This window comes from Lentilactobacillus kribbianus, from assembly GCF_013184075.1.
Classification (GTDB): domain Bacteria; phylum Bacillota; class Bacilli; order Lactobacillales; family Lactobacillaceae; genus Lentilactobacillus; species Lentilactobacillus kribbianus.
The window spans coordinates 542,244-564,287 of sequence record NZ_JABEQQ010000002.1 but is presented as its reverse complement, the minus strand read 5'-3'; the positions used below and the strand labels follow the sequence as shown (position 1 = coordinate 564,287).

The 22,044-nt window shown below is 35.1% G+C and carries 22 protein-coding genes and 2 tRNA genes; 14 read left to right on the top strand and 10 right to left on the bottom strand.

Translation table 11 applies throughout. From position 1 onward, the window contains the following. Positions 1-27: 27 nt before the first annotated feature. Positions 28-528 carry a universal stress protein gene (locus tag HII32_RS07605; RefSeq protein ID WP_172189965.1) on the top strand — a complete coding sequence of 167 codons (501 nt, stop codon included), beginning with the start codon at positions 28-30 and terminating at the stop codon, positions 526-528. Between the two features lie 39 nt (positions 529-567). Here HII32_RS07605 and HII32_RS07600 read toward each other — a convergent pair whose 3' ends face one another. Next, positions 568-1,200 (bottom strand): deoxynucleoside kinase, encoded by a 633-nt coding sequence (locus tag HII32_RS07600; RefSeq protein WP_172189963.1) that lies wholly within the window; start codon positions 1,198-1,200, stop codon positions 568-570. Positions 1,201-1,479: 279 nt separating this feature from the next. Next, a complete protein-coding gene (locus HII32_RS07595; protein ID WP_172189961.1) occupies positions 1,480-1,719 on the bottom strand; it encodes a hypothetical protein in 240 nt (79 codons plus the stop codon). A 126-nt stretch (positions 1,720-1,845) separates the two neighbouring features. Here HII32_RS07595 and HII32_RS07590 point away from each other — a divergent pair, with 126 nt between their 5' ends. After that, positions 1,846-2,616, top strand: coding sequence for a Cof-type HAD-IIB family hydrolase (locus HII32_RS07590; protein WP_172189959.1), 771 nt, complete (start codon positions 1,846-1,848; stop codon positions 2,614-2,616). Between the two features lie 52 nt (positions 2,617-2,668). On the opposite strand, the gene pgmB is transcribed toward HII32_RS07590, so the two are convergent. The 3 genes from pgmB to mscL form a co-directional block, all read right to left on the bottom strand. Then, the gene (gene pgmB / locus HII32_RS07585) at positions 2,669-3,340 is read right to left on the bottom strand and encodes a beta-phosphoglucomutase (protein WP_172189957.1); all 672 of its coding nucleotides are present in this window, start codon (positions 3,338-3,340) and stop codon (positions 2,669-2,671) included. 20 nt (positions 3,341-3,360) lie between these two features. Further along, positions 3,361-6,078 (bottom strand): glycoside hydrolase family 65 protein, encoded by a 2,718-nt coding sequence (locus HII32_RS07580; protein WP_172189955.1) that lies wholly within the window; start codon positions 6,076-6,078, stop codon positions 3,361-3,363. Positions 6,079-6,238: 160 nt separating this feature from the next. Beyond that, entirely contained in the window at positions 6,239-6,613 is a 375-nt protein-coding gene (mscL, locus tag HII32_RS07575; protein ID WP_172189953.1) for a large-conductance mechanosensitive channel protein MscL, read from the bottom strand. 125 nt (positions 6,614-6,738) lie between these two features. Here mscL and HII32_RS07570 point away from each other — a divergent pair, with 125 nt between their 5' ends. The 5 genes from HII32_RS07570 (at position 6,739) to HII32_RS07550 (ending at position 10,529) form a co-directional block, all read left to right on the top strand. Continuing rightward, complete coding sequence (locus HII32_RS07570; RefSeq protein WP_172189951.1) at positions 6,739-6,975, top strand: hypothetical protein; 237 nt, start codon at positions 6,739-6,741, stop codon at positions 6,973-6,975. A 21-nt stretch (positions 6,976-6,996) separates the two neighbouring features. After that, the gene (locus HII32_RS07565; protein WP_172189949.1) at positions 6,997-8,859 is read left to right on the top strand and encodes a protease pro-enzyme activation domain-containing protein; all 1,863 of its coding nucleotides are present in this window, start codon (positions 6,997-6,999) and stop codon (positions 8,857-8,859) included. 39 nt (positions 8,860-8,898) lie between these two features. Beyond that, positions 8,899-9,606 carry a CPBP family intramembrane glutamic endopeptidase gene (locus HII32_RS07560; RefSeq protein ID WP_172189947.1) on the top strand — a complete coding sequence of 236 codons (708 nt, stop codon included), beginning with the start codon at positions 8,899-8,901 and terminating at the stop codon, positions 9,604-9,606. Positions 9,607-9,782: 176 nt separating this feature from the next. After that, positions 9,783-10,424 (top strand): DUF2238 domain-containing protein, encoded by a 642-nt coding sequence (locus HII32_RS07555; RefSeq protein ID WP_172190078.1) that lies wholly within the window; start codon positions 9,783-9,785, stop codon positions 10,422-10,424. A 21-nt stretch (positions 10,425-10,445) separates the two neighbouring features. Then, positions 10,446-10,529 (top strand) — tRNA-Leu (locus tag HII32_RS07550). 153 nt (positions 10,530-10,682) lie between these two features. Here the strand turns inward: HII32_RS07550 and HII32_RS07545 are convergent. The 4 genes from HII32_RS07545 to HII32_RS07530 form a co-directional block, all read right to left on the bottom strand. Next, positions 10,683-11,018 carry a ribonuclease G gene (locus HII32_RS07545; RefSeq protein ID WP_425483280.1) on the bottom strand — a complete coding sequence of 112 codons (336 nt, stop codon included), beginning with the start codon at positions 11,016-11,018 and terminating at the stop codon, positions 10,683-10,685. A 500-nt stretch (positions 11,019-11,518) separates the two neighbouring features. Then, the gene (locus tag HII32_RS07540; RefSeq protein WP_216655667.1) at positions 11,519-11,761 is read right to left on the bottom strand and encodes a hypothetical protein; all 243 of its coding nucleotides are present in this window, start codon (positions 11,759-11,761) and stop codon (positions 11,519-11,521) included. A gap of 171 nt (positions 11,762-11,932) precedes the next feature. Continuing rightward, entirely contained in the window at positions 11,933-12,388 is a 456-nt protein-coding gene (locus HII32_RS07535; RefSeq protein ID WP_172189945.1) for a hypothetical protein, read from the bottom strand. Positions 12,389-12,414: 26 nt separating this feature from the next. Next, positions 12,415-12,651: a hypothetical protein gene (locus HII32_RS07530; RefSeq protein WP_172189943.1), complete on the bottom strand. Its 237-nt coding sequence runs from the start codon at positions 12,649-12,651 to the stop codon at positions 12,415-12,417. Between the two features lie 206 nt (positions 12,652-12,857). On the opposite strand from HII32_RS07530, the gene asnB reads away from it, so the two are divergent. The 3 genes from asnB (at position 12,858) to HII32_RS07515 (ending at position 16,865) form a co-directional block, all read left to right on the top strand. After that, the gene (gene asnB / locus HII32_RS07525) at positions 12,858-14,738 is read left to right on the top strand and encodes an asparagine synthase (glutamine-hydrolyzing) (RefSeq protein WP_172189941.1); all 1,881 of its coding nucleotides are present in this window, start codon (positions 12,858-12,860) and stop codon (positions 14,736-14,738) included. 35 nt (positions 14,739-14,773) lie between these two features. Next, on the top strand, positions 14,774-16,024 hold the full coding sequence (locus HII32_RS07520) for a carboxylate--amine ligase (RefSeq protein WP_172189939.1): 1,251 nt from the start codon (positions 14,774-14,776) through the stop codon (positions 16,022-16,024). Between the two features lie 124 nt (positions 16,025-16,148). After that, on the top strand, positions 16,149-16,865 hold the full coding sequence (locus HII32_RS07515) for an aspartate/glutamate racemase family protein (protein ID WP_172189937.1): 717 nt from the start codon (positions 16,149-16,151) through the stop codon (positions 16,863-16,865). A gap of 30 nt (positions 16,866-16,895) precedes the next feature. Here the strand turns inward: HII32_RS07515 and HII32_RS07510 are convergent, their stop codons facing one another. Next, positions 16,896-17,234, bottom strand: a complete 339-nt coding sequence (locus HII32_RS07510; protein WP_172189935.1) for a DUF1516 family protein — start codon at positions 17,232-17,234, stop codon at positions 16,896-16,898. Between the two features lie 113 nt (positions 17,235-17,347). On the opposite strand from HII32_RS07510, the gene HII32_RS07505 reads away from it, so the two are divergent. From HII32_RS07505 to HII32_RS07490, 4 genes are all read left to right on the top strand, one after another. Continuing rightward, positions 17,348-17,418: transfer RNA gene (locus HII32_RS07505), tRNA-Gly, on the top strand. A 242-nt stretch (positions 17,419-17,660) separates the two neighbouring features. Further along, on the top strand, positions 17,661-19,355 hold the full coding sequence (gene argS, locus HII32_RS07500; RefSeq protein ID WP_172189933.1) for an arginine--tRNA ligase: 1,695 nt from the start codon (positions 17,661-17,663) through the stop codon (positions 19,353-19,355). A 135-nt stretch (positions 19,356-19,490) separates the two neighbouring features. Next, complete coding sequence (locus HII32_RS07495; RefSeq protein WP_172189931.1) at positions 19,491-21,620, top strand: PBP1A family penicillin-binding protein; 2,130 nt, start codon at positions 19,491-19,493, stop codon at positions 21,618-21,620. Between the two features lie 75 nt (positions 21,621-21,695). Beyond that, positions 21,696-22,040 carry a YlbF family regulator gene (locus HII32_RS07490; RefSeq protein WP_172189929.1) on the top strand — a complete coding sequence of 115 codons (345 nt, stop codon included), beginning with the start codon at positions 21,696-21,698 and terminating at the stop codon, positions 22,038-22,040. Positions 22,041-22,044 lie beyond the last annotated feature (4 nt).

Genomic DNA, 22,044 nt, shown 5'->3' with positions numbered 1-22,044 from the left:
TTTGAACTTGGAAAGGTAGTGATTGAGATGACAATTCCAATAGAACGTAATTACACAACTATTTTAGTTGGGGTAGATGAATCAAAGACTGCTAGTTTGGCAGTGGATCGTGCTATTCATATGGCAAAAATTGATGGCGCAGAGTTAATTATTGCTACCTTAATTAATAGTCATGAAATGATGGGGATTTCTCGCTCAGCTACGTTTGGTTTTGGGGGTGTAACTCCTGATATGATTGAAGACATGGAAGATGATTTACGCTCCATTGTTGAAAAATATGCTCAGCGAGCTAAAGACCAAGACGTAAAAGTAACAACCATTGTTGATTTTGGTGATCCGCGGGCTGAATTAGCGGAAAAAATACCGGCTAAGTATGGTGTGGATTTAATTGTTGTTGGAGCCACTGGGGTTAATCTGGTCAATCGATTAATGCTAGGTTCAACGGCTGATTACGTGAGCCGTAACGCTAAATGTGATGTATATATTGTTCATCATCCTCGTGATGCTAAAGGTAAACCAATTAAATAATAAAAAAAGCTTAGCACTTATTGTGCTAAGCTCTTTTTATTAACGAAGTTGACTTAAAGCCTCATCGATTTGACCAAGGACAATATCGACGTTCTTAGGGTCAGATAAATCATACTTTTGTAAATCAACCTTAATTTTAGGACTAACGTCGTAATCTTCAAACCATTGTTGATAAGCTGACCACATTTTAAAGTAATAGTTCTTTAGAGTAGGGTTATCATCGAATTGTTCGTATGAACGGCCACGCTTTTTAATTCGGTATTGAATCGTATCGAAATCACTATCTGCGTATACAAGCAAATCTGGTGCCTTTTTAGGCATTTCATCCAATTCAGTCATCATATTATCAAGTAACTGCAAGTAAACGGATAACTCCGTATCAGTGATGTTTCCTTCAGCATTATTTTCACGAGTGAAGAGTGCATCTTCATAAATCGAACGATCTAATACGTTATTATCGTCATCCAAAGCTTTCTTAATCATGGCGAAACGTTTATTTAAAAAGTAAATCTGTAATAAAAAGCCATATTGCTTTGGATCAGAATAGTAAAGTGGTAAAACCGGATTTTCACCAACCGGTTCAAAAAATGCTTTTGTATCTAAATGTTCGGCAATCTTACCTGTTAAGGTAGTTTTACCGACACCAATCATTCCTGCTGTAATTATCACCATGGTAGCCCCTCTTTTGTCAAAATTAACAATATATAGTGTAGCATAAAATTAGAAGATACTACATCTGTAAATTAAGATACTTGATATTTTTTGCTAATTGATTAAAAAAACACCTTCTCGGGCAGAGAAGGTGTTTTAATCAAACATCCAAACGTACGTTTGGTATGGGGTAATCTTATTGTAGCATATTTTGGAACAGTATGCGGTGTTATTGTTGATTATTTTTAAACATTAAAAGAGATATGATGGCAATTAACCAACTTAAACCAGCTATGATGTTCAACCAAATTTGATAGGAATGTTGTTTAATTTGATTGTATTTGATCCAGATTTAATTTGAGTGGTTAACGTTGCAGTATCGGATCGGTTAATAGATTGCTGGTGACCATTGACCAATAATTGATAATTGTCTTTTTCATAAACTAAGATCGGTAAATTAGCTATCCCAGCTGAGTGATGATTATTAAAATGAAAAGAATAAGTATTATTGACAAAATGATTATAGAATAATTCTTCCATAATAGGAAACAGTTTTTGTAATAACAATATAAGTTATCCAATAATTCATAAAAGTCGCAGCTAATTCAGGTATCTAATAACGGGGTTGTAGTACAATAAGACTAAAGCTAATAGGAGGATAAGTGTATGTATCAAGCAATTGTGTTCTTTGATCTTGACGGGACGTTTTTAGATAATGATAAAAATGTGCCGGCTGAAAATATTGAAGCTATTTCCAAATTAAAAGAAAATAATATTTTGCCAGTGATTTCAACTGGACGAAATATTTTTGAAATAAAGTATGTTATGGATGAAGCTGGTATTGATACGGTTATTAGTGCTAACGGCAGTTACGTTCAATATGATGGTAAGAAACTTAAGGCTGAAGTTATCACACAACCTTTATTAGAGGAACTAATTGATTTTGCTAATGAGCAAGGTGATATTCTTGCCTTTTATAACAATAAAACGTTTGCTTTAACGGATGCTGATGAAGTAACGCTAGAAAATTATCGTTTGCTTAGATTAGATGCTAAGGTCGATCCTAGTTTTTATAAGACTAATCCAGTTAACTTTTTAAATGTTTTTAATTTTGATAAGGATAAACTTTATCAAGATAAGTTTGCTGGGAGATTATCGTTGGTCAGAAACAATCCTAGAGCTTTGGATACAATGAAATGGGGCGTTTCTAAACAAACTGGTATTAAGATTTTGATCAATACGCTAGGATTACAAGATATCGCTACATATGCCTTTGGTGATCAGTTAAACGATCTGCAAATGTTTGATGAAGTTAATTATCCTGTTTCAATGGGTAACGGTCATCCTGAAGCTAAAGCAAAGGCTGATTTTGTAACTACATCCAATATGAATCATGGTATTGTAAATGGTTTAAAACATTACAATCTAATTAAATAAAGTAGTAAACAAAAAAGCTTCGCTGAGTCATTTCAGCGAAGCTTTTTTTGTTTTAATTCATATTGGCTTTAATATTATCTAAAGTTAATTCTTCGGTGTTAGCAAAAACCATATCGGCTTCGCTAAGTAACTGCTTAGAACCAATTCCGATAGAAGTTTCATTAGCAGCATTGATGGCTTCAATTCCGGCAGCAGCATCTTCAATTCCGATGCATTCTTCTGGTTTTAATCCTAAAATTTCGGCACCTTTAATGTAGATTTCTGGATCTGGCTTACCTTTCATTAAGGTAGATGGATCAACAACATTAGGGAAGTAATCGGTTAATCCTAATTTAGCTAAAACGCGGGGACCATTTTTAGATGCAGAAGCCAATGAAATCTTGTAATGGTTGTCTTCCAGTGATTCTAAGAATTCTTTAACACCAGGAAAAATATCAGCAGGGGTCATTTGATCGACCAAGGCTAAGTAATTAGTATTTTTTTCCTCAGCGAGAGCTTGTTTTTCTTCATCTGTGTAATTGTTGGAAAGACCACCAGCGTTTAAGATCATTTCTAGTGAGTCCATGCGGCTAATGCCTTTTAGACCATCTTCTAATTCTTGTGACCAAGGAGCACCAACCTTATCAGCTAATTGATGCCAAGCAGTGGTGTGAAAACTTGATGTATCTGCAATTACACCATCTAAATCGAAAATAAATCCCTTAATGTCTGCAAATTTAACCATATTCAATTCCTCCTTAATAACTATCTATATTTAATAACTGCAGCTTTGTTTTTAGTAAGGTTGTGGTGACTACCAGCAACTTTGATTTGACTATCTTGATCAGCAGTGACTTTAACCTGGTGTTTATCAATTGTAAAGGAATACCAGATACCACGAACCAGTTCCTTAAAGGAAATTTTATTCCAATTTTCGGGAAGATGCGGGGTAACATTAATGATATTGCCAGTAACATTTACACCACCGTAATTTCTCAGTTCAATTTGAAGGGCAGCCCCCATAACTCCTAAGTGAATTCCTTCAGCAGTAGTTCCACCTTGAATATCATAATAATCTGACAACAACGCCGTAGAGAATAACTGCCACGATTGATCCATATTGTTATCCATTTCATCTAAGACAGAATAAACAATTCGAGATAAGGTGGATCCGTGAGTGGTGCGATCAAGATAGAAGCGTAGGTTTTTAGCAAAATAATTGTTAGGCAATTCATAACCTAAACGGGCGAGAATTTCATCAACTTCAGGTTTAGTCATTTCATAGTATGCCATTAAAGTATCGGCTTGTTTAGCAACTTGATAAGCGTCAGGAGATTTCCCTTCACCTTTTAGTAATCGATCAATTCTAGAAATATCACCATACTTCTTACGATAAGCATCAAAATTAATCTTAGATAACTTGAAATAGCCAGCGAATTGACCAATAATACCATCGTCATTGATATCTAATCTGAGCCGGTGGGCGATGTGATCCATTACTGGTAGTAGGTCTTTTTTAAATTCAGCTTTTTTGGCAGCAGTCTTAATGGTACTTTCATCCAATTCACTTAACAGGTTGGCCACTTTGTTGAATAACCATGAAACCATTATATTGGTGTAAGCATTGTTAGTTAGACCACGTTCATCGCTGTTAGGATATTCTTCATGAAATTCATCTGGTCCCATGACTTCTTTAATATCGAAGCGGTCAGCTTTTTTATCGTATTGGGTCATACTAATCCAAAACTTACAAATGGATAGTAGCATTTCTAGCCCATAGTCCTTTAAAAATTGTTGGTCACCGGTAATATTGGTATAAGCCAAGATATTATAAGCCACTGAGATAGAAACGTGGCGCTGTAAACGACTATTATCTGGATCCCAAGCATTGTTAACTGGATTTAAATGAACAAACTGTGATTGTTCATCGCCATACATCCCAGATTGCCAAGGAAACATTGAACCTTGTTTATTTTCGCTCTTAGCATATTTTCGTGCTTCATCAAGCCGACGGTAACGATATAATAAAGCCTGGCGAGTAATTTCTGGCGTATGTGAATCATAATATGGCAAGACAAACATTTCATCCCAAAAGATATGCCCACGGTATGCTTCACCATGAAGGCCACGAGCACCGACTGAAGCGTCAATTTTGCCAGATTGTAAAGCATTAGCCGTAACAAATAGGTGATAAATATTAACTCGTGATAATTTTTGGCTAGTAATATCATATTCGATTTGAACATCTGCGATTTGCCAGAGATTCTTCCAGTACTTAGTACTATCAGTCAAAGTATCGTCAAATGATGCTTGTGCGATTTCAGCGTTCGCAGCATTTTCTAAGTTGCCTTCAGTTTCTAGGCTAGTAAAGATAACGACGTCCTTAGTTACAGCGTAAACCTGGTTAGGCTCTACGTTAATATCTAAAACTTGTTCAACCACTTGGTCATCAGTAGTGGCACTAATACTGTCTTGTTGTTTATTATTGTCACAAGACAGCTTTGAATTAATTACGAATTGTACTTTAGATGTTTTGGTTTGACCACTTAATGAAATTTCATTTTTATGAGCAGTCATACTAGTAATATCTAAGTGATGTTGATTAAAGTCTTGATAACGTTCAACATTACCATTAATAACATTACCATCAATTTTGGAATAGATTTGTAAACTGCCAGCAAAATTGATTGGTTTGATTTCATACTTGATAGAAAAGCGGTGCCAATTAGTCATATTAGCCACTTTAGTAGCCCGCACTTCTAACAATTGCCCGGTACTTAATTGTAAATTCATTGTGGTGGTTAAAGTACCATTTTTTAAATTCAAACTACGATAGATGTCTGAAATATCTTCTTTTTTAATGGTAAATGGATGTTGATGATTAATACCGAAACTAATAAATTGACTATTGGGTAAGTTAACTAAGTCTTCATTAGTAACATCGCGGTTATTGATTTTAGTGGTTAATTGATTAAACATCCCAGCAACATACATTCCTGGATAGTTATCAGCGTCAGCATCAGCTTCTACATATGCACCACGTAAACCGAAAAAGCCATTACCAATGGTGAGCATTGCTTCTTGACCGTAGTTTCGTTTACCACTGTATTGACCGTAGTAATCCAAATGCCATTGAAGATATTCGGCTTTCTTTTGAATAGCTGCTTCTAGTCCGTATTTTTCAACTGAAGTACGACTAACGGTAGGAATGTTAAGCATGTTAGCTAATGCTAGACCAATATCAATTCGTTGGTGGTTAATTCCAATAACTGTATCAGAGAATTTATAGTTTAGTGAATTATCAATAATAGCCACATCGACTGGTAAACCAGTGAGTGCCGATTTAATATTTTCCAAATTATCACCAATGGATAATTTAGGGTTATAGGTAATTACAAACTTTCGGAAAGGTGCCTGATTATCGTGTTCCGAATAGTTTAATTCGAGTAACCCATCACTTGTTCTTATTGCAAATGTTTTCATACAATCAAAAACTCCCTTTCATATGTATCCAAGCTTTATAACCTAATCTTAAATCAAGCGCTGTCAATCCGCAAACAATAAGAACTATTATAATTAACTTATCGTTATATTATTTTTAAACAAAAAAGCTGATTACCTATCATTGGCAACCAGCTCCTTTTTATTTGTTTTCATTTTGTTGTTTCAATAAGTCACGAATTTCACTCAGAAGAGCATTATCCGTTTCTGAATTATCGGTGATTTCTTTTTTAGGTAATACTTTATTGATACCTTTGACCATTAAGAACACTACAAATGCGATAATCAAAAAGTTAATGATGGAGTTAATAAATAGTCCATATTTAAAATTAGCGCCACCAACTTTTAAGACGAGGCTAGATAAGTCAATCTTTCCAAGAAAAATACCAATTAATGGATTGATGAGATTATCGGTTAGGGAAGTGACGATTGAAGTAAATGCGCCACCAATGATAACCCCAACTGCTAGATCTAAGACGTTACCGCGTGCAATAAATTGCTTGAATTCGTTTAACACAAAAATTCCTCCCATAATAAATTAAGATTACCTTTCCATTAAACTATGAAAATAAGTAGAGAACAACTTATTTAGTTAAAAGATGTGATAAAATTGCCGTAAGAAAAGTTAGGTGAAAATATTTAATGAAAAAATGGGTTATTTGGACTGAAGTAATTGCCATGATTATTTTAATAATTGTGTCGATCTTCATTGTAAAAGATTTTGATGATAATAAACTAGCATTGATTATTTATTTAGTTATCGCTATTTTTGTAGCACGTATCATTTTAACACCTTTATTAGTAGTATTTTTACGAAATTGGGATCAAAAAATGGGAGTTAGCTCTTATAACCGTGACGACGATGATGACGACGATTAATCTGATTTAGGGAGGATTACTGTGAAAAAAAAGTTAAACAATGAGCTTAAAAAAGGTGCCATGGTACTGACTGCAGTTGGGATGCTTTTAACCGGTGGAATGACGGCTCAAGCTAAGTCTAAAAGTACACAAAAGCCAGTTAAGGGTAGCAAAGTGCAATTAGTAGATGTCATTTTAAAGCCCAAAAATGAAACAGGGTTAAGCAAATACGTTTATCAAACTGTCACGCCAGGGAATTCTAAATACCATAAATATCTGTCATCTCATCAAGTGGCTCAAAAATATGGTCAAAGTGACAGCAAAGTAAAAGCGATGAGAAAATACTTGGCAAAGTACCATATTAAGGGCGTTATGTATGCCGGTAATATGGTTTTAGCTGTTAAAGGTAAAACTTCAGATATCCAAAAAGCATTTCACGTTAAGTTATATACAACTAAACAAAATGGCGTTACCATTCAAAAAACCAAAGGCACCCCTAAAATTTCAGGATCCTTGGGAAAGAATGTGTTGGCGATTGCCGGGTTATCTAACTACCAAAGTTATACTAATAACAATCAAGCACAAAATGTTGGTAAAATGCAGTCTAATGTAATGTATAAACGAGTAGCCAATACTAGTACTAATGATTCACCGCGGAAATTTATGAATCAATATAATGTAGATTCACTATACAGTTCCGGTAATGATGGTAGTGGTAAGTCAATTGGCATTATTAGTTTTGCCAACTTTAATACTAAAGATGCTACCCAGTACTGGAAAAGTGAGGGAATTCCAGCTAAAAATAATCGCATTAGTGTTTATCATACTAATGATTATAAGGGCAGTTGGGATGGTTATGACGAAACCACCATTGATGTTGAACAGGCTGGTGCCATAGCACCAAGGGCTAATATTAAAACGTATATTGGTAAATCAGATGTCACGGGCATGATTAATTCATTAGCGGCAGCGGTGGGCCAAAATAAAGTGGATAGTTTATCATTAAGCTGGGGTCAAAGCGAAAAACAAATTCAGAGTGAAATTAAATTGGGAACAACCCCTAAGCAATATAATCAAATTATGAATTTCTTATTTATGCAAGCAGCCGCTCAAGGAATCTCGGTTTTTACGGCTAGTGGAGATAGTGGTGCTTATGATGGTATTCAAGAAGGTCAAAATCCAGGGTTAAACGTGGATGCACCTGCCAATTCTCCATATGTAACGGCTGTGGGCGGAACCACTTTACCGGCCAGCTATACTGTGAACGGTAAGAAATTAAAAATCACCAAAGAACGCGCTTGGTCCTCTGACTTTTTATACCCTAATTATGCCAAACAACAATTTTATTCTAGGACAGCTTGGTTAGCAAGTTACTTTGCTGGTACTGGTGGAGGCTTTAGTACTTTAAATGGTTTGCCAGCTTACCAAAAAAAGATTGCCGGAGTGGGCAGCTATAATGCTACCCAGTTGTGGCAAATTAAAGGTAGTTCGATTTCTATTTTAAAAAAAGCTAAAAATGTTAGTGGTAGTCATAGTGGTCGAAATGTACCGGACGTTAGTGTCAACGCCGATCCTAATACCGGATACAGTACTTATTTAAGTAATGCTAAAACCGGAAAACATGGTCAATGGTTTGTTTCCGGCGGCACTAGTATTGCTGCTCCTCAAGTTGCGGCTGCTAGTACGTTGATTAGTAATAGTAACGGTAAACGCTTAGGTTTTTGGAATCCACAAATTTATAAATTTGCTAAAACTAAACAATCGCCATTTACTAAACTAGATAGTCGTAATAATAACTCAAACCTATATTATACTGGTCAACCAGGCAAAATTTATAATCAGGCCACTGGATTAGGTACAATTAATTTTGGTAAGCTAAATTCAGCCTTTAAGTCCCAAAAATAAGTATCATTAAGAGTGAGAATTTATTTAGGGGGGATAACAATGAAGGGAAATAATTCTTTAACGCAGACTTTTAGTAGTCGTTTGTTGATTTTAATAACCCTTATTTTAGCGGTATTAGTAGTTCAATTACCCGTGCAATATATTGCATCTGGTAGATTCAACTTGGTATCTGAACTATTGTTGGGCGTTATTTACTTGATATTGTTTGGAATTGCTATCTGGGCAGCTAAGTATTGTTATCAGCAGGTTAATCATACAACTGATAACCATATTTCTTGGAAGTTGACGGGAAAAGATTGGGGTTTAATGCTCAGTGGTTTAGTATTTTACTTCATCATTCAGTTTGGTTTAGGCATAGCTAATCATTGGATATATAATCAGAACACAACAGCGAATAACCTAGTTATCGAAAAGTTATTGGCTAGTAACCAGGTAGTATTAATTTTGATGGTGATTAGTACCATTTTTCTTTCACCTATTTTGGAAGAACTGATCTTTCGTGGTTATTTCATTAATGCCTTTTTCTCAACTAAAAACAAATGGTGGGGAGCCTTTCTGAGTGGCATTTTATTTTCTGCACTGCATCAGCATAACCTTAATTTAATTAGCTTTTTAGTTTATGCTGCCTTGGGATGGGTATTAAGCTTTGTATATTTGAAGAGTGATAAATTGGTCGTGGCCATTGGATTACATTCTTTGAATAATTTAATTGCAGTAGGTGTGTTAGTTTTCTCGATTTATCATTAGTAAAAAGGCCATTGTAAATAACAATGTCTTTTTTTGTAGGTCTTTGTAAACTAAGTCAGTTATAAATGAGTTATACTTGTTTCAAATGAAATGAAATTTATTGAAAGAAGGGATGACCAGTGAATAAGATTGAACACAAAATTAGTATTTGGTTCTTCCTCATAACCGAATTATCGATGGTTTGGTATGTAGGCTATTATGGTTACTTATATCTGCAAGGCCGGTCGGCTTTTAAAGGACAGCAATTATTGCTAATTGAAGTACTTTTAGGGATGATCATTGCTGTTTTGCCATTTCTAATTGAAAAAATAGGTCGATTTTATTTTCCAGAGGTGGAATTAATATTCTTTTACATTTTTTTGTATATGTCGATATTCTTGGGTTCAGGACTTCAATTTTATAGTGTTCCTAACTGGGATAAGTATGAACATCTTTTTTCTGCTATTATGTTAGCGGGCATAGGCTTTGGCTTGTTTAATGTATTGGGTTCAGGACGGGATAAGGCTCGAATGGAACCGGCTTTGATGAGTTTGTTTGCTTTTACTTTTGGAACAACTATTGGAGTATTTTGGGAATTCTACGAATTTACGATGGATGGCATCGCTAATCTAAACTTACAACGATATTTACAGGCCGGTCACATGTTAATGGGACGAGCAGCCTTAATGGATACCATGGGGGACTTAATTATGGATGTTTCAGGTTCACTATTAATGGCCTTGATTGGTTATACATTAATGAAACTAAATCCAGCTGCGATTCGCTTTTTGGTTTTCCGTTCCAAGCGGCGGAGTCCCTTTTCAAATTTGACATATTAAGGTATACTTTAATGTGTTGTTGCCCTGGTGGCGGAATTGGCAGACGCGCAGCGTTCAGGTCGCTGTTTGAGTAATCAAGTACAGGTTCGAATCCTGCTCAGGGCATTACAGAAACAATAAGAACAAATTAGAAAAAGAAAATAACCTTGTCAAACGTTGATTTGACAGGGTTGTTTTTAGTTTTAGCTTTTATCAAAATCAATAAGAAATAATGAGAAAATAAAAAAGCCGTTAATCTTAAACATTAACGGCTTTTTTCTATTGATTATTAATTGATGTAGCTACGATCCCCGCAAAGAAAATAAAGTACAAAATAATAGCAATAATAGAAATAATGAATTGAACTAAACCAGCGCGATTCCAAGTTTCCTGAACTTTTTTAAATTCAGCCACGCTTTCATATTCTCCTTTTTGCCAAGCCCATTCGTTACCTTTGAAGCCAGTTATAAATACCCAAATAATATTGACTACTGGAATCAGACTTAGCAAGGGTAAATAGGTATGATTTCCAATACCCCAAATCCAGTTAAACATAAAGGCACCCCAGTTCCAGCCTTTAATTTCTTGTGGTGTTTCTTTACCAGTTTCTTGCAATGTAATCCCTCCTTAAGCGTTTGATTAGTTATATTATAAACGAAGTTATGGAAGAGATAGAGTTTAATGCTCATAACGGTTAATCTATCGCAAAATTAATTATGGTCCGTTTTTAACTTAGCTTTGTGATGATTGGATTGATTATTGGAAATAGAATTGTGACGAGCTGGAGTTATATGTTCACTACTACAGCCGGATATAAAACAACCAGTAATTAAAATTGCCAAAGTACAGGTTATTTTAATGAATAGGCGCATTTTTTGAGTCATATATATTCTCCATTTTTATTAATAAGTAGTTAATGATTATTTACAAAATAAATTATAACTAGTTGCTACATGGTTATCAATTAACTTTTTATAACGAGATAAACAAAATACTATAATAGATTGATTAACCACGACAAAGTTTCATAATTTCATTTTTAGAAAAATAAAAAGCCGATTTTCGTTGAAACCGAAATCGACTTATTAGTAATAAAATTATAGTTAAGGAAAAAGTTAACCTAAACGACACATTTTATAGCCATGCTTTTTGGCCCACTTGAGGGTCTTTTTTTGAATTTTCTTTGCTCGTCTTAATCCACGACAATTTTTAGCCAAATGATACTTTTTACCATGCTTAGGTGCGATATAAACGTATCGAGTTTTGGCCATAGATGATGTCGGAACAATAGTTGATGCACCGCCACTAATTGAAATGGTTGCCATGAAAATTAATGCTGTTTTCTTTAAGGTATTCATAATTAAAACCGCCTATGTATTAATGTTATCTACTTAAAATAAAAATAAATAGATACATTATGATTATATAGCAAATATTACTAAAATAGAATTTCATTATAGATAAAAATATAAAATAAAATAGTGAATTCGTTTTTTAATTCACGAATTCACTATTTTAACTTGAGTTATTTAGAAGCGTTGAACGTATAGATTGCCATCTTTTAAGCTAACATACTTCTTACTTTGGAAGTTTTGTTTTGAATCATACGTAAAGAAGGCGGCATAATAACCGTTTTTATCAGTAATCTTACCTTGAGTACTTTTGACACCCTTAGCTTGGTTTTTAATGTTAGACCCTCTAGTCAAGCCCATATACTCATTGTGGTAAACGTAAACATTTTTAGATTGTTTAGTTTTAGAGTAGTGGACATTAAACTTTTGTTGCATTTGTTTAAGTGAATACTTAGTAGTGTACACGCCACCCTTCCAATGAATCTTTTTGGAAGTGCTATTGGCCATAGAAGCTTTATCACTTCGGCTAAGGCTCTCTGATGCAGCATTGTCCTTTTTATTGCTAGTTGAGCATCCAGCTAATACTAGGGGAACCATAGCAAAAGCCAATAGGGCGGTTAATCGTTTCTTCATTAAATTCATCTCCAATAGAACTAAAATTAAATGCGATCGCTAAGTTGGTAAGACTCGTGTGATTGATTGGCTTGATCACTTGAAATTACGTCGTCAGCTAGAAAAACTTCAAAGTCAGGGTGGTTAGGGCTTTTAACTACCAAGATTGATTGATCTGGTTGCTGGTTTTTTTCTTTGTAAATTTGAGCACTTTGGACAGCTTCATTATGATCATGAAAGTTACCAATTGAATCAGCGGGATTAAAGAAAACCATTTCATTCATATCATTCACCTCTGCTTTATTTTCTTAATTATACCTTAGTTTGAATAAAAATTGAAAAAATAGTGTTTCAACAAAATCTTCCTTAAGAAAAAGTTATCCCCCTAGTACAAAAGCGAGATTATCTGGTAAAATGAAGACTGCTATGTTCTGAGACCAGATTGGTCTTATTGAACAATTTAAATTTAACTATAAAAGGAGATCAGCATATGTGCGGATTTGTTGGTTATGTAAATCAAAGCGATGTGCCAGAAGACACAATTAATCACATGGCAGATCGGATTAAACACCGAGGCCCTGATGATGAGGCTTATTTTGCGGACGGGAAAGTAGCAATGGGCTTCCGCCGGCTATCAATTATCGATTTGGCGCATGGTCGTCAACCAATGTACAATAATGATGAAACCAAAGTTTTAACTTTTAACGGTGAAATTTATAACTACCAAGAAATTCGAAAAGAACTTCAAGAAATGGGCTATGAATTTAAGACCGATGTAGATTCAGAAGTATTAATTCATGGTTACCAAGCTTGGGGTGCTGATTTGCTTCAAAAACTCCGCGGAATGTATGCTTTTGTGATCTATGACAGCAAGACTCAAGAAGTATTTGGGGCACGTGATCATTTCGGAATTAAGCCACTTTATTACTATGACGATGGTGATACTTTTATGTGGGCTTCTGAAATCAAAGCATTTTTGGAACATCCAAACTTCAAGAAGGAACTAAACACTAGTTTGTTGCCAATTCACTTGAGTTTTGAATTTATTCCATCACGCGAAACGATGTTTAAGAACGTATATAAAGTTTTACCAGGACAATACTTCTTGCATAAAAACGGTAAAACGGAAACACATCGTTACTGGAAATTTAATTATGACCATATTGACGAAAGTCAAACAGTGGAAGAAGACGCTGATAAGATTGAAAAATTAGTTGATGAATCAGTAAAAGCTCATATGATTGCTGATGTTGAAGTGGGTAGTTTCTTATCTAGTGGAATTGATTCTAGTTATGTTTTAAACGAAGCAGCTAAATTAAAACCTATTCAATCATTTTCAATTGGCTTTAAAAATTCTAAATACAGTGAATTAGCTTGGTCTACTGAATTTGCTAAAGAAATTGGGCAAAAGAATACCGAGATTTACATGAATGGTGACGATTACTTTGATATCTTGCCAACCATGATGTATTACATGGATGAACCATTATCAAACCCATCAGCTATTCAACTTTATTACTTAACGAAACGTACTCGTGAAAGTGTTAAGGTAGCACTATCTGGTGAAGGGGCTGATGAGTTCTTCGGTGGTTACAATACTTATTTGGAAGCTATTCCATTTGAACGTTACCAAAAATGGGTACCAAAACCAATTAGAAAAGCTGCCGGTGCTGTGGCCGCCAAGATGCCTCGTTTCCATGGTAAGCGATTCTTAGTTCGTGGCGCTCAACCACTTAGTGAACGTTATTATCGAGTAAACTACGTCTTTAATTATGAAGATCGAGCTAAAGTGTTGAAGGACCCAAGTATTAACGTTGACTCCGGTGCATACACTAAGCACATTTTTGATGATGTTGCTGGTAAGGATGAAATGACTCAAATGCAATACTTTGATATTAATACTTGGTTACCATTTGATATCTTACACAAGGCTGATCGGATGTCTATGGCTAATTCATTAGAAGTTCGGACACCACTTGTAGATAAAAAGGTGGCTGAATTTGCTGAAACAATGCCAGTTCATACTCGTATTACCCCAGATGAAACTAAGATTTCATTGCGGACGGCTGCTGAACGCCAACTTCCTAAAAAGACAGCTTTAAAGGAAAAAATGGGCTTCCCATCACCAATTGCATCTTGGATTAATGATCCAAAATATCATGAAAGAATTGTTAATGAATTCCACTCAGATACTGCTGAAAAATTCTTTAACACTGCTGAACTTGATCGCTTATTAGATGAACATGCGAATGGTAAGTCTAACATGCAAAAAATCTTTACTATCTACACTTTCATTCTCTGGTACCAAGTTTACTTCCCAGAAGATACCAATGTGGATACTTTAAGCTTAGTTCATCGAACTCAAGTTTAATTTCAACTACCAATTTTTAGAAGGAAAGTGAAATAATGGAACAATCAACTCCTACTTTTACGCCGATTTTATTGGGTAGTGATTTTAATGCCTATGGAATGGCTCGCTCATTATACGAACTATATGGCCAACCCGTTAAGGCATACGCTGAAGTTGCCTTAGCCCCAACTCGTTATACTAACATTGTGGATTTGACTTTAATTGATGGTTTTACTGAAGATCCTACTTGGATTGATGAAATGCTCAAATTAAAAGAAAACTACCGTAACGCTAATGGTCCAGTTATTTTGATTGCTTGTGGTGACGGTTATGCCGAGTTAATTGCTAAACATAAGGATGAGTTAGAAGATGTTTTTGTTTGTCCTTATATTGATTACGACTTAATTAAGCAATTAAACGATAAGGCCGCATTTTATCAAATGTGTGAAAAATACGATATGCCTTACCCTGGAACCCGAATCATTACTGAACAAATGTATAATGCTAATGATACTATTGAACAACCATTTGATTATCCAGTTGCTTTAAAACCAGCTGATAGTGTGGCTTGGTTGGATGTTCATTTTGATGGTCGCAAAAAAGCCTTCACCATCCATGACCGAACTGAGTTTGATAGTATTATTGCTAAATCTTATGACAATGGTTACACTGGCGAATTAGTGTTACAAGACTTTATCCCTGGTGACGATAGTAATATGCGAACGTTAAATGCATACGTTGGCAAGGATCACAAAGTTAAAATGATGTGTTTAGGTCATCCATTGCTTGAAGATCCAGCACCAGCAGCTATTGGTAACTACGTAGCCATTTTGCCGGAATATAATCAAACCTTGTATAACCAAATTCAACATTTTTTGGAGTCAATTAATTATACCGGTTACGCTAACTTTGATATGAAATATGATCAACGCGATGGCCAATTTAAATTATTTGATATGAATATTCGTCAAGGTAGAAGTAGTTTCTTTGTTACCTTGAATGGTAATAAATTAGCTGATTGGGTTGTCCAAGATTATGTTTTTGATTCACTAACTACGGCAGAACCACTTTATGCTAATAAGGATCAAAATGATTATTTCTTGTGGCTAGGAGTATCTCCTAAAACTTTTGAAAAGTATGCTCGAGATAGTGCTGAAAAAGACCACGCCGTTGCGTTGATTAAAAACGGACGGTGGGGAACCACTTTTTGGTACGCTAAGGATCGTAATTTGAAACGTTATGCTTTGTACAAATGGGCAATGCATAACTATCAAGTTGACTTTAAGAAAAATTTTGTTGTTAAATAATCAAAAAGAACTACCAGCCATTTGTTGGCGGTAGTTCTTTTTTGATTTAACAATGTTTGAACTAATATGCTACACTATCCTTATTAATGACAGAGTGAAAAATTAATGGATGCGAGGAAATACTATGCAAAACTTTTTTTCAATTATTGGTGGCATGGGAACTGAAGCTACCGAAACTTTTGTGCATATTTTAAATGAAAAAACGCCAGCCACTAAGGATCAGGATTTTTTGAATTATATTTTAGTCAATCACGCCACGATTCCTGATCGAACTGCGTATATTTTGGATCATGAGCAACCAAATCCCTTTATACCAATGGCAGAAGATATTAAACAACAGACCATGCTTGGGCCAGATTTTTTTGCGATTCCATGTAATACCGCTCATTATTTTTATGAACAATTACAAGAATTAACTGAAATTCCTATTTTACACATGCCAAATGAAACCGTTAAAGAGATTAAAAACAAGTATCCTAATGCTAAAAAAGTGGGCTTAATTGCTACTCGAGGTACACTTCATGATGGTATTTATGATCAGCCGATTATTGATGCCGGTTACGAATTAGTCAAGCCTGACGAAAATGGGGCCATTGCTAATCAAACTATGGAACTCATCTATGACTACATTAAAGAAAAAAATGAAGTCAACGCATCCCTATATCACGATATTTTACGTGAAATGGTAGAAGAAAAGGGTTGTGATGTGGTTATTTTAGGTTGTACCGAGCTGTCTGTTGCCGAAGAACGGGCTGGTGATCATAATTATCCAGTTTTAGATGCTCAAACGGTCTTAGCAGAACATTGTATCGATTTAGCATTATCAATGCGTAATCAATAAAAAAGACGTTGCCTAATAGGTAACGTCTTTTTAATAATTAATGATAGTTTGCCAGATAATTGCCACTACAGTTAATAATAATAATCCCCAAATCCACCACGCTGATAGGTGACGGACTTGTTTTCGATTAAAGGCTAATTCGGTTAAAATAATTACTGCGATAGTTATAACAATTCCTAACGCCACAAATAATGGATGACGGTGAAAGGAACGGATACTTATCACTACCTGACTAATAATTACTAATAAATAAAATAAGCGGGTCCAAAATAATTGTTGGTTGATTTTCTTTTCAATATTACGGCCGAGCCCAGATTGTAAACCAATTAAATAACCGGCCCAGCTAAAGTAGTTAATTGCAATCCACATAGTTGTCACTCCTTATAAACTAGTATCAATGTGAAGTTGTTAAAAAGCAAATTAAGTTTTTTTAAACAATTACTGACAAAAATATATTGAAATGATATAATAACTCATGTTGTGCGGGTGTAGTTTAGTGGTAAAATCCAAGCTTCCCAAGCTTGTGTCGCGGGTCCGATTCCCGTCACCCGCTTAAAGAACGTTTTTATCGTTCTTGCTTTAAAGAGAAGAGTAACTGTGCTACGAATTTTAAGCGAACTTGAGATGGTGAAAGTCAAGTAATTCGAACAGTGAAGCGCGCTCTTTAAATTACAAACTAATAATATAAAGCGGATAGAAATATCAACTAGAGTGGTACCGCGGGAAAACCTCGTCTCTTACAATTTTTTTATTGTGAGGGACTTTTTTTATCCCTAACTTTAAGGAGGAAATCAAATGGATTATAAAGCTCAAGTAACCAACTCACTATTAAATGCTCTTGGCGCGGACTCATTGAGTTCAGCTGAAATTTACGAAAAGATTGAACATCCTAAGGAAATTACAATGGGTGATTTGGCTTTTCCTACTTTTACATTAGCAAAAACCATGCATAAAGCACCTAACATGATTGCTAGTGATTTACTAGCTAAAATTGATACATCTATTTATGAAAAAGTAGAAGTAAAAGGTGCCTATATTAATTTCTTCTTAGATAAAGCTCAATTTAGCAATGAAGTATTAACTAATATTATTGATGAAGGTTCCACTTATGGTCAAAATGATAATGGTAAGGGTGGCAATGTACCAATTGATATGTCATCACCTAACATTGCTAAACCAATTTCAATGGGGCATTTACGTTCCACTGTAATTGGTAATTCTATTGCTAAAATTTTGACTAAAAATGGTTACCACCCAATTAAAGATAACCATCTGGGTGATTGGGGGACTCAATTTGGTAAGTTGATTGTGGCTTATAAAAAATGGGGTAATGAAGAAGACGTTAAAAAAGATCCGATCAACAATTTAGTGAAGTACTACGTTAAATTCCATCAAGAAGATAAAGAACATCCTGAATTAGATGATGAGGCTCGAGAAGTATTCAAAAAACTAGAAGATGGCGATGAAGAAGCTACCCGTCTTTGGGAATGGTTCAGAGAAGAATCACTAAAATCCTTTAATAAGATTTATGCTAAATTAGGTGTTGATTTTGATACTTATAAAGGCGAAGCTTTCTACAATGATAAAATGAATGAAGGTATTGAAATCTTAAAGGATAAAAACCTTCTTGAAGAATCACAAGGTGCTCAAGTTGTTAAGTTAGATAAGTATGATTTAAATCCTGCTTTAATTCTAAAAAGTGATGGTGCAACTCTTTATATTACTCGTGATATTGCTACGGCTATTTATCGTGATCGCACTTACCATCCCGCAATGAACTTATACGTAGTGGGATCAGAACAAACTTATTATTTCCGTCAATTAAAAGCAGTATTGACGGAAATGGGTATGCCATCAGCCGCTAACTTACATCATATTCCTTTTGGGCTAATTACGGTTAACGGTAAGAAGCTTTCAACTCGTTCTGGACGTATTATTTTATTGGACGAAGTATTAGATGATGCGATTGAATTGGCACAAAAACAAATTGAAGAAAAGAATCCTGATTTACCTAATAAAGAAGAAGTAGCTCGCCAAGTGGGGGTAGGGGCTATCATCTTTGGTGACTTAAAGAACGAACGAACTAATAATATTGATTTTGTATTAGAAGATCAACTACGTTTTGAAGGTGAGACGGGACCTTATGTTCAATATTCTCATGCTCGGGCTGAAAGTATTTTGCGTAAAGCTGGTACCGTAGATTTCTACCATGTTGACAAACAATTATCAGATCCAGAAGCTTGGGAAACCATTCAAGCTTTAAGTACCTTCCCAAGCATAGTAGAAAGTGCTTGTGCTGATTTTGAACCATCAGAAATTGCTAAGTACTCACTTCGCTTAGCTAAAGCATTCAATAAGTATTATGCTCATTCTAAGATTTTAGCAGATGATGCTGAAAGAAATGCTCGTTTATCACTGGTTAAAGCCGTGTCAACAGTATTAAAAGAATCATTGAATTTATTGGGAGTGGAAGCTCCAGACGAAATGTAATAAAAAAGACGACCAATTTGGTCGTCTTTTTTATTTCAAGAAAGTAAAACATCAATTAAATTCGAGGCGCTAAGATGGTATTATCATTTGACTATGGTACAATTATTCCGGCTGAGATAAGGAGTAAAAATTAAAATGAATAATAAATCAACCAGTATCTGGTCAAAATTTATTGACTGGTGGCGTCCACGTTGGAAAAGGTTTCATAAGGCTTTTTCACGTTACTGGCGCCGATTTCATTTAACACAATGGTTATTAATTGGCTTTTTAAGTCTCTTTTTAATAACAAGTGCGTATTTAACCTATCTGGCTAAAACAGCACATGTTGAAAATTTGGAATCATCACTTTCCCAAACTACCGAAATCTTAGATTATAAGAGTACTAAAGCGGGGGAATTATATTCACAAAAAGGAACCTATGTTAAGTTAGATAAAATCTCTCCTAATGTTGGTAATGCGGTTTTATCTACCGAAGATCGCAATTTTTATAAGGAGTATGGATTTTCAGTAAAAGGATTTGGGCGAGCTGCTTATTTATTCTTAAAAAATAAGTTGCTGCATCGAGACTATATTAGCGGTGGGGGCTCAACCTTAACCCAACAATTAGTTAAAAATGCTTACTTATCACAAGAGCAAACCTTTACTCGGAAGTTAAAAGAATTATTTTTATCTATTCAAGTCGAGAATGATTACTCTAAAAAAGATATTTTAACGATGTATTTAAATAATGCATATTTTGGTAATGGTGTCTGGGGAGTTCAAGATGCTGCTCAGAAATATTTTGGAGTGAGTGCCAGCCAGCTCACCGTACCACAATCTGCAGTATTAGCTGGAATGTTGACCAATCCTAGCCGGTATAACCCAATTGATCATCCAGATCTTGCTAAAAATAGACGGGATGAAGTATTGCAGCTAATGGTCGATAATCACAAAATAACTCAAGCCGAAGCTGATAATTATAAAGCTACTTCAATTACAGTAAATGATACTTACCAAACTAAGGACGGTTATAAATATCCGTATTACTTTGATGCCGTGATTGATGAAGCTATTAACAAATATGATTTGACCGAATCAGACATTATGAATAAAGGTTACAAAATATACACATCATTAAATCAAACACAGCAACAAACGATGCAAGATAATTTTGATAATGATAGTTTATTCCCAGTGAATGCTGCCGATGGAACTAAAGTACAAGCGGCTTCAATTGCGGTTAATCCTAATAACGGTGGGGTAGCTGCCGTAGTAGGTGGCCGTGGCAAACATGTTTTCCGAGGTTATAATCGAGCTACTCAAATGAAGCGACAACCGGGTTCTACCATTAAACCACTAGCAGTTTACACACCTGCTTTAGAGTCGGGCTATAAATTTGATTCTGAATTAGTTGATAAATATAAAGCCTATGGTGCTAATAAATATAAGCCTAAAAACTACGATAATATTTATGATGGTAAAATTCCGATGTATGAAGCCTTAGCCCAAAGTAAAAATGCACCAGCCGTTTGGTTATTAAATCAAATCGGGGTTAATAAAGGTTATAATTCTGTTAAAGAATTTGGGTTACCGGTAACCAAATCAGATGATAATTTGGCACTGGCACTGGGGGGATTATCCACTGGGGCGTCTCCTCAACAAATGGCGTCGGCCTATACCGCTTTCGCTAATGGCGGTAAACGAATGAGTCCGACCTATATCAGAAAAATCGTGGATTCTACTGGAAAAGTTATCGTTGACAATACTGACCAAGACAACGGCAAACAAATTATTTCTGAAAATGTAGCTAAGCAAATGACTAGTATGATGCTAGGTGTCTTCAACTCCGGAACAGGGGTAGATGCAAAGCCTTATGGCTATTCAGTTGCTGGTAAAACAGGTAGTACCGAAGCTGATAGCTCAGCATCTGGTCAAGCTACCAAAGATAAATGGATTGTTGGTTATACTCCGGATTTAGTAGTAGCTACTTGGGAAGGCTTTGATAATTCTGATAGCAATCATCACTTAGAAAATCTCAGTGGTGCTGGCGTCGGGCCGTTATTTAAGAATGAAATGGAAGGTATGCTACCAGCTACTAAACAGACCAACTTTGATACTTCGGATGCTCAAACTATTGTAGCTAAAGAAAACAGTGAGAAAAAGAATTCCAATATTTGGAATTCCGTCACTGATCAGGCTGGTAAATACGCTAAGGATGTTGGTCAGGGAATCAACAAGGCTAAGCAAAAAGCGGCTAATCTTTTTAATAGTTTGTTTGGTAACTAATCTGATATTTCACGGCTTAAATGTTAATCAGTATGTTAAAATAAAGATATTAATCTTAAAGGTGGGAACAAACTCATGGCAGATAAAGTAATGGATACAGCAGCTGCACTTCAAAAACAAATTCAACAATCACCAGAATTTGCAGATTTAAAAGCAGCTTACGAAGTAATGAAACAAGATGGTAAATCTTATGATTTATTCAAAGACTTTCAAGAAGTTCAATTAGAAGTTCAAAAACAACAAATGCAGGGTGTAGAACCTGATCAAGCTAAAGTAAAGCAAGCGCACGACTTGGCTGAACAAATGCAACAAAACCAAATTATTACTGATTTAATGCAAAAAGAACAAGGTGTTAATCAGTTACTAAATCGTATTAATCAAGTTGTAACTGCACCAATCGCTGATTTATACCGTAACTAAAAAA

Bases quoted from the DNA above. Each gene is read 5' to 3' on its own strand.
- HII32_RS07515 (WP_172189937.1), top strand. From the start codon at position 16,149: ATGCAAAACTTTTTTTCAATTATTGGTGGCATGGGAACTGAAGCTACC.
- asnB (WP_172189941.1), top strand. From the start codon at position 12,858: ATGTGCGGATTTGTTGGTTATGTAAATCAAAGCGATGTGCCAGAAGAC.
- HII32_RS07520 (WP_172189939.1), top strand. From the start codon at position 14,774: ATGGAACAATCAACTCCTACTTTTACGCCGATTTTATTGGGTAGTGAT.
- HII32_RS07530 (WP_172189943.1), bottom strand. From the start codon at position 12,651: ATGAATGAAATGGTTTTCTTTAATCCCGCTGATTCAATTGGTAACTTT.
- HII32_RS07595 (WP_172189961.1), bottom strand. From the start codon at position 1,719: ATGGAAGAATTATTCTATAATCATTTTGTCAATAATACTTATTCTTTT.
- HII32_RS07510 (WP_172189935.1), bottom strand. From the start codon at position 17,234: ATGTGGATTGCAATTAACTACTTTAGCTGGGCCGGTTATTTAATTGGT.
- HII32_RS07535 (WP_172189945.1), bottom strand. From the start codon at position 12,388: ATGAAGAAACGATTAACCGCCCTATTGGCTTTTGCTATGGTTCCCCTA.
- HII32_RS07555 (WP_172190078.1), top strand. From the start codon at position 9,783: ATGGTTTGGTATGTAGGCTATTATGGTTACTTATATCTGCAAGGCCGG.
- HII32_RS07570 (WP_172189951.1), top strand. From the start codon at position 6,739: ATGAAAAAATGGGTTATTTGGACTGAAGTAATTGCCATGATTATTTTA.
- HII32_RS07605 (WP_172189965.1), top strand. From the start codon at position 28: ATGACAATTCCAATAGAACGTAATTACACAACTATTTTAGTTGGGGTA.
- HII32_RS07540 (WP_216655667.1), bottom strand. From the start codon at position 11,761: ATGAATACCTTAAAGAAAACAGCATTAATTTTCATGGCAACCATTTCA.
- HII32_RS07560 (WP_172189947.1), top strand. From the start codon at position 8,899: ATGAAGGGAAATAATTCTTTAACGCAGACTTTTAGTAGTCGTTTGTTG.
- pgmB (WP_172189957.1), bottom strand. From the start codon at position 3,340: ATGGTTAAATTTGCAGACATTAAGGGATTTATTTTCGATTTAGATGGT.
- HII32_RS07590 (WP_172189959.1), top strand. From the start codon at position 1,846: ATGTATCAAGCAATTGTGTTCTTTGATCTTGACGGGACGTTTTTAGAT.
- HII32_RS07580 (WP_172189955.1), bottom strand. From the start codon at position 6,078: ATGAAAACATTTGCAATAAGAACAAGTGATGGGTTACTCGAATTAAAC.
- HII32_RS07600 (WP_172189963.1), bottom strand. From the start codon at position 1,200: ATGGTGATAATTACAGCAGGAATGATTGGTGTCGGTAAAACTACCTTA.
- argS (WP_172189933.1), top strand. From the start codon at position 17,661: ATGGATTATAAAGCTCAAGTAACCAACTCACTATTAAATGCTCTTGGC.
- HII32_RS07490 (WP_172189929.1), top strand. From the start codon at position 21,696: ATGGCAGATAAAGTAATGGATACAGCAGCTGCACTTCAAAAACAAATT.
- HII32_RS07495 (WP_172189931.1), top strand. From the start codon at position 19,491: ATGAATAATAAATCAACCAGTATCTGGTCAAAATTTATTGACTGGTGG.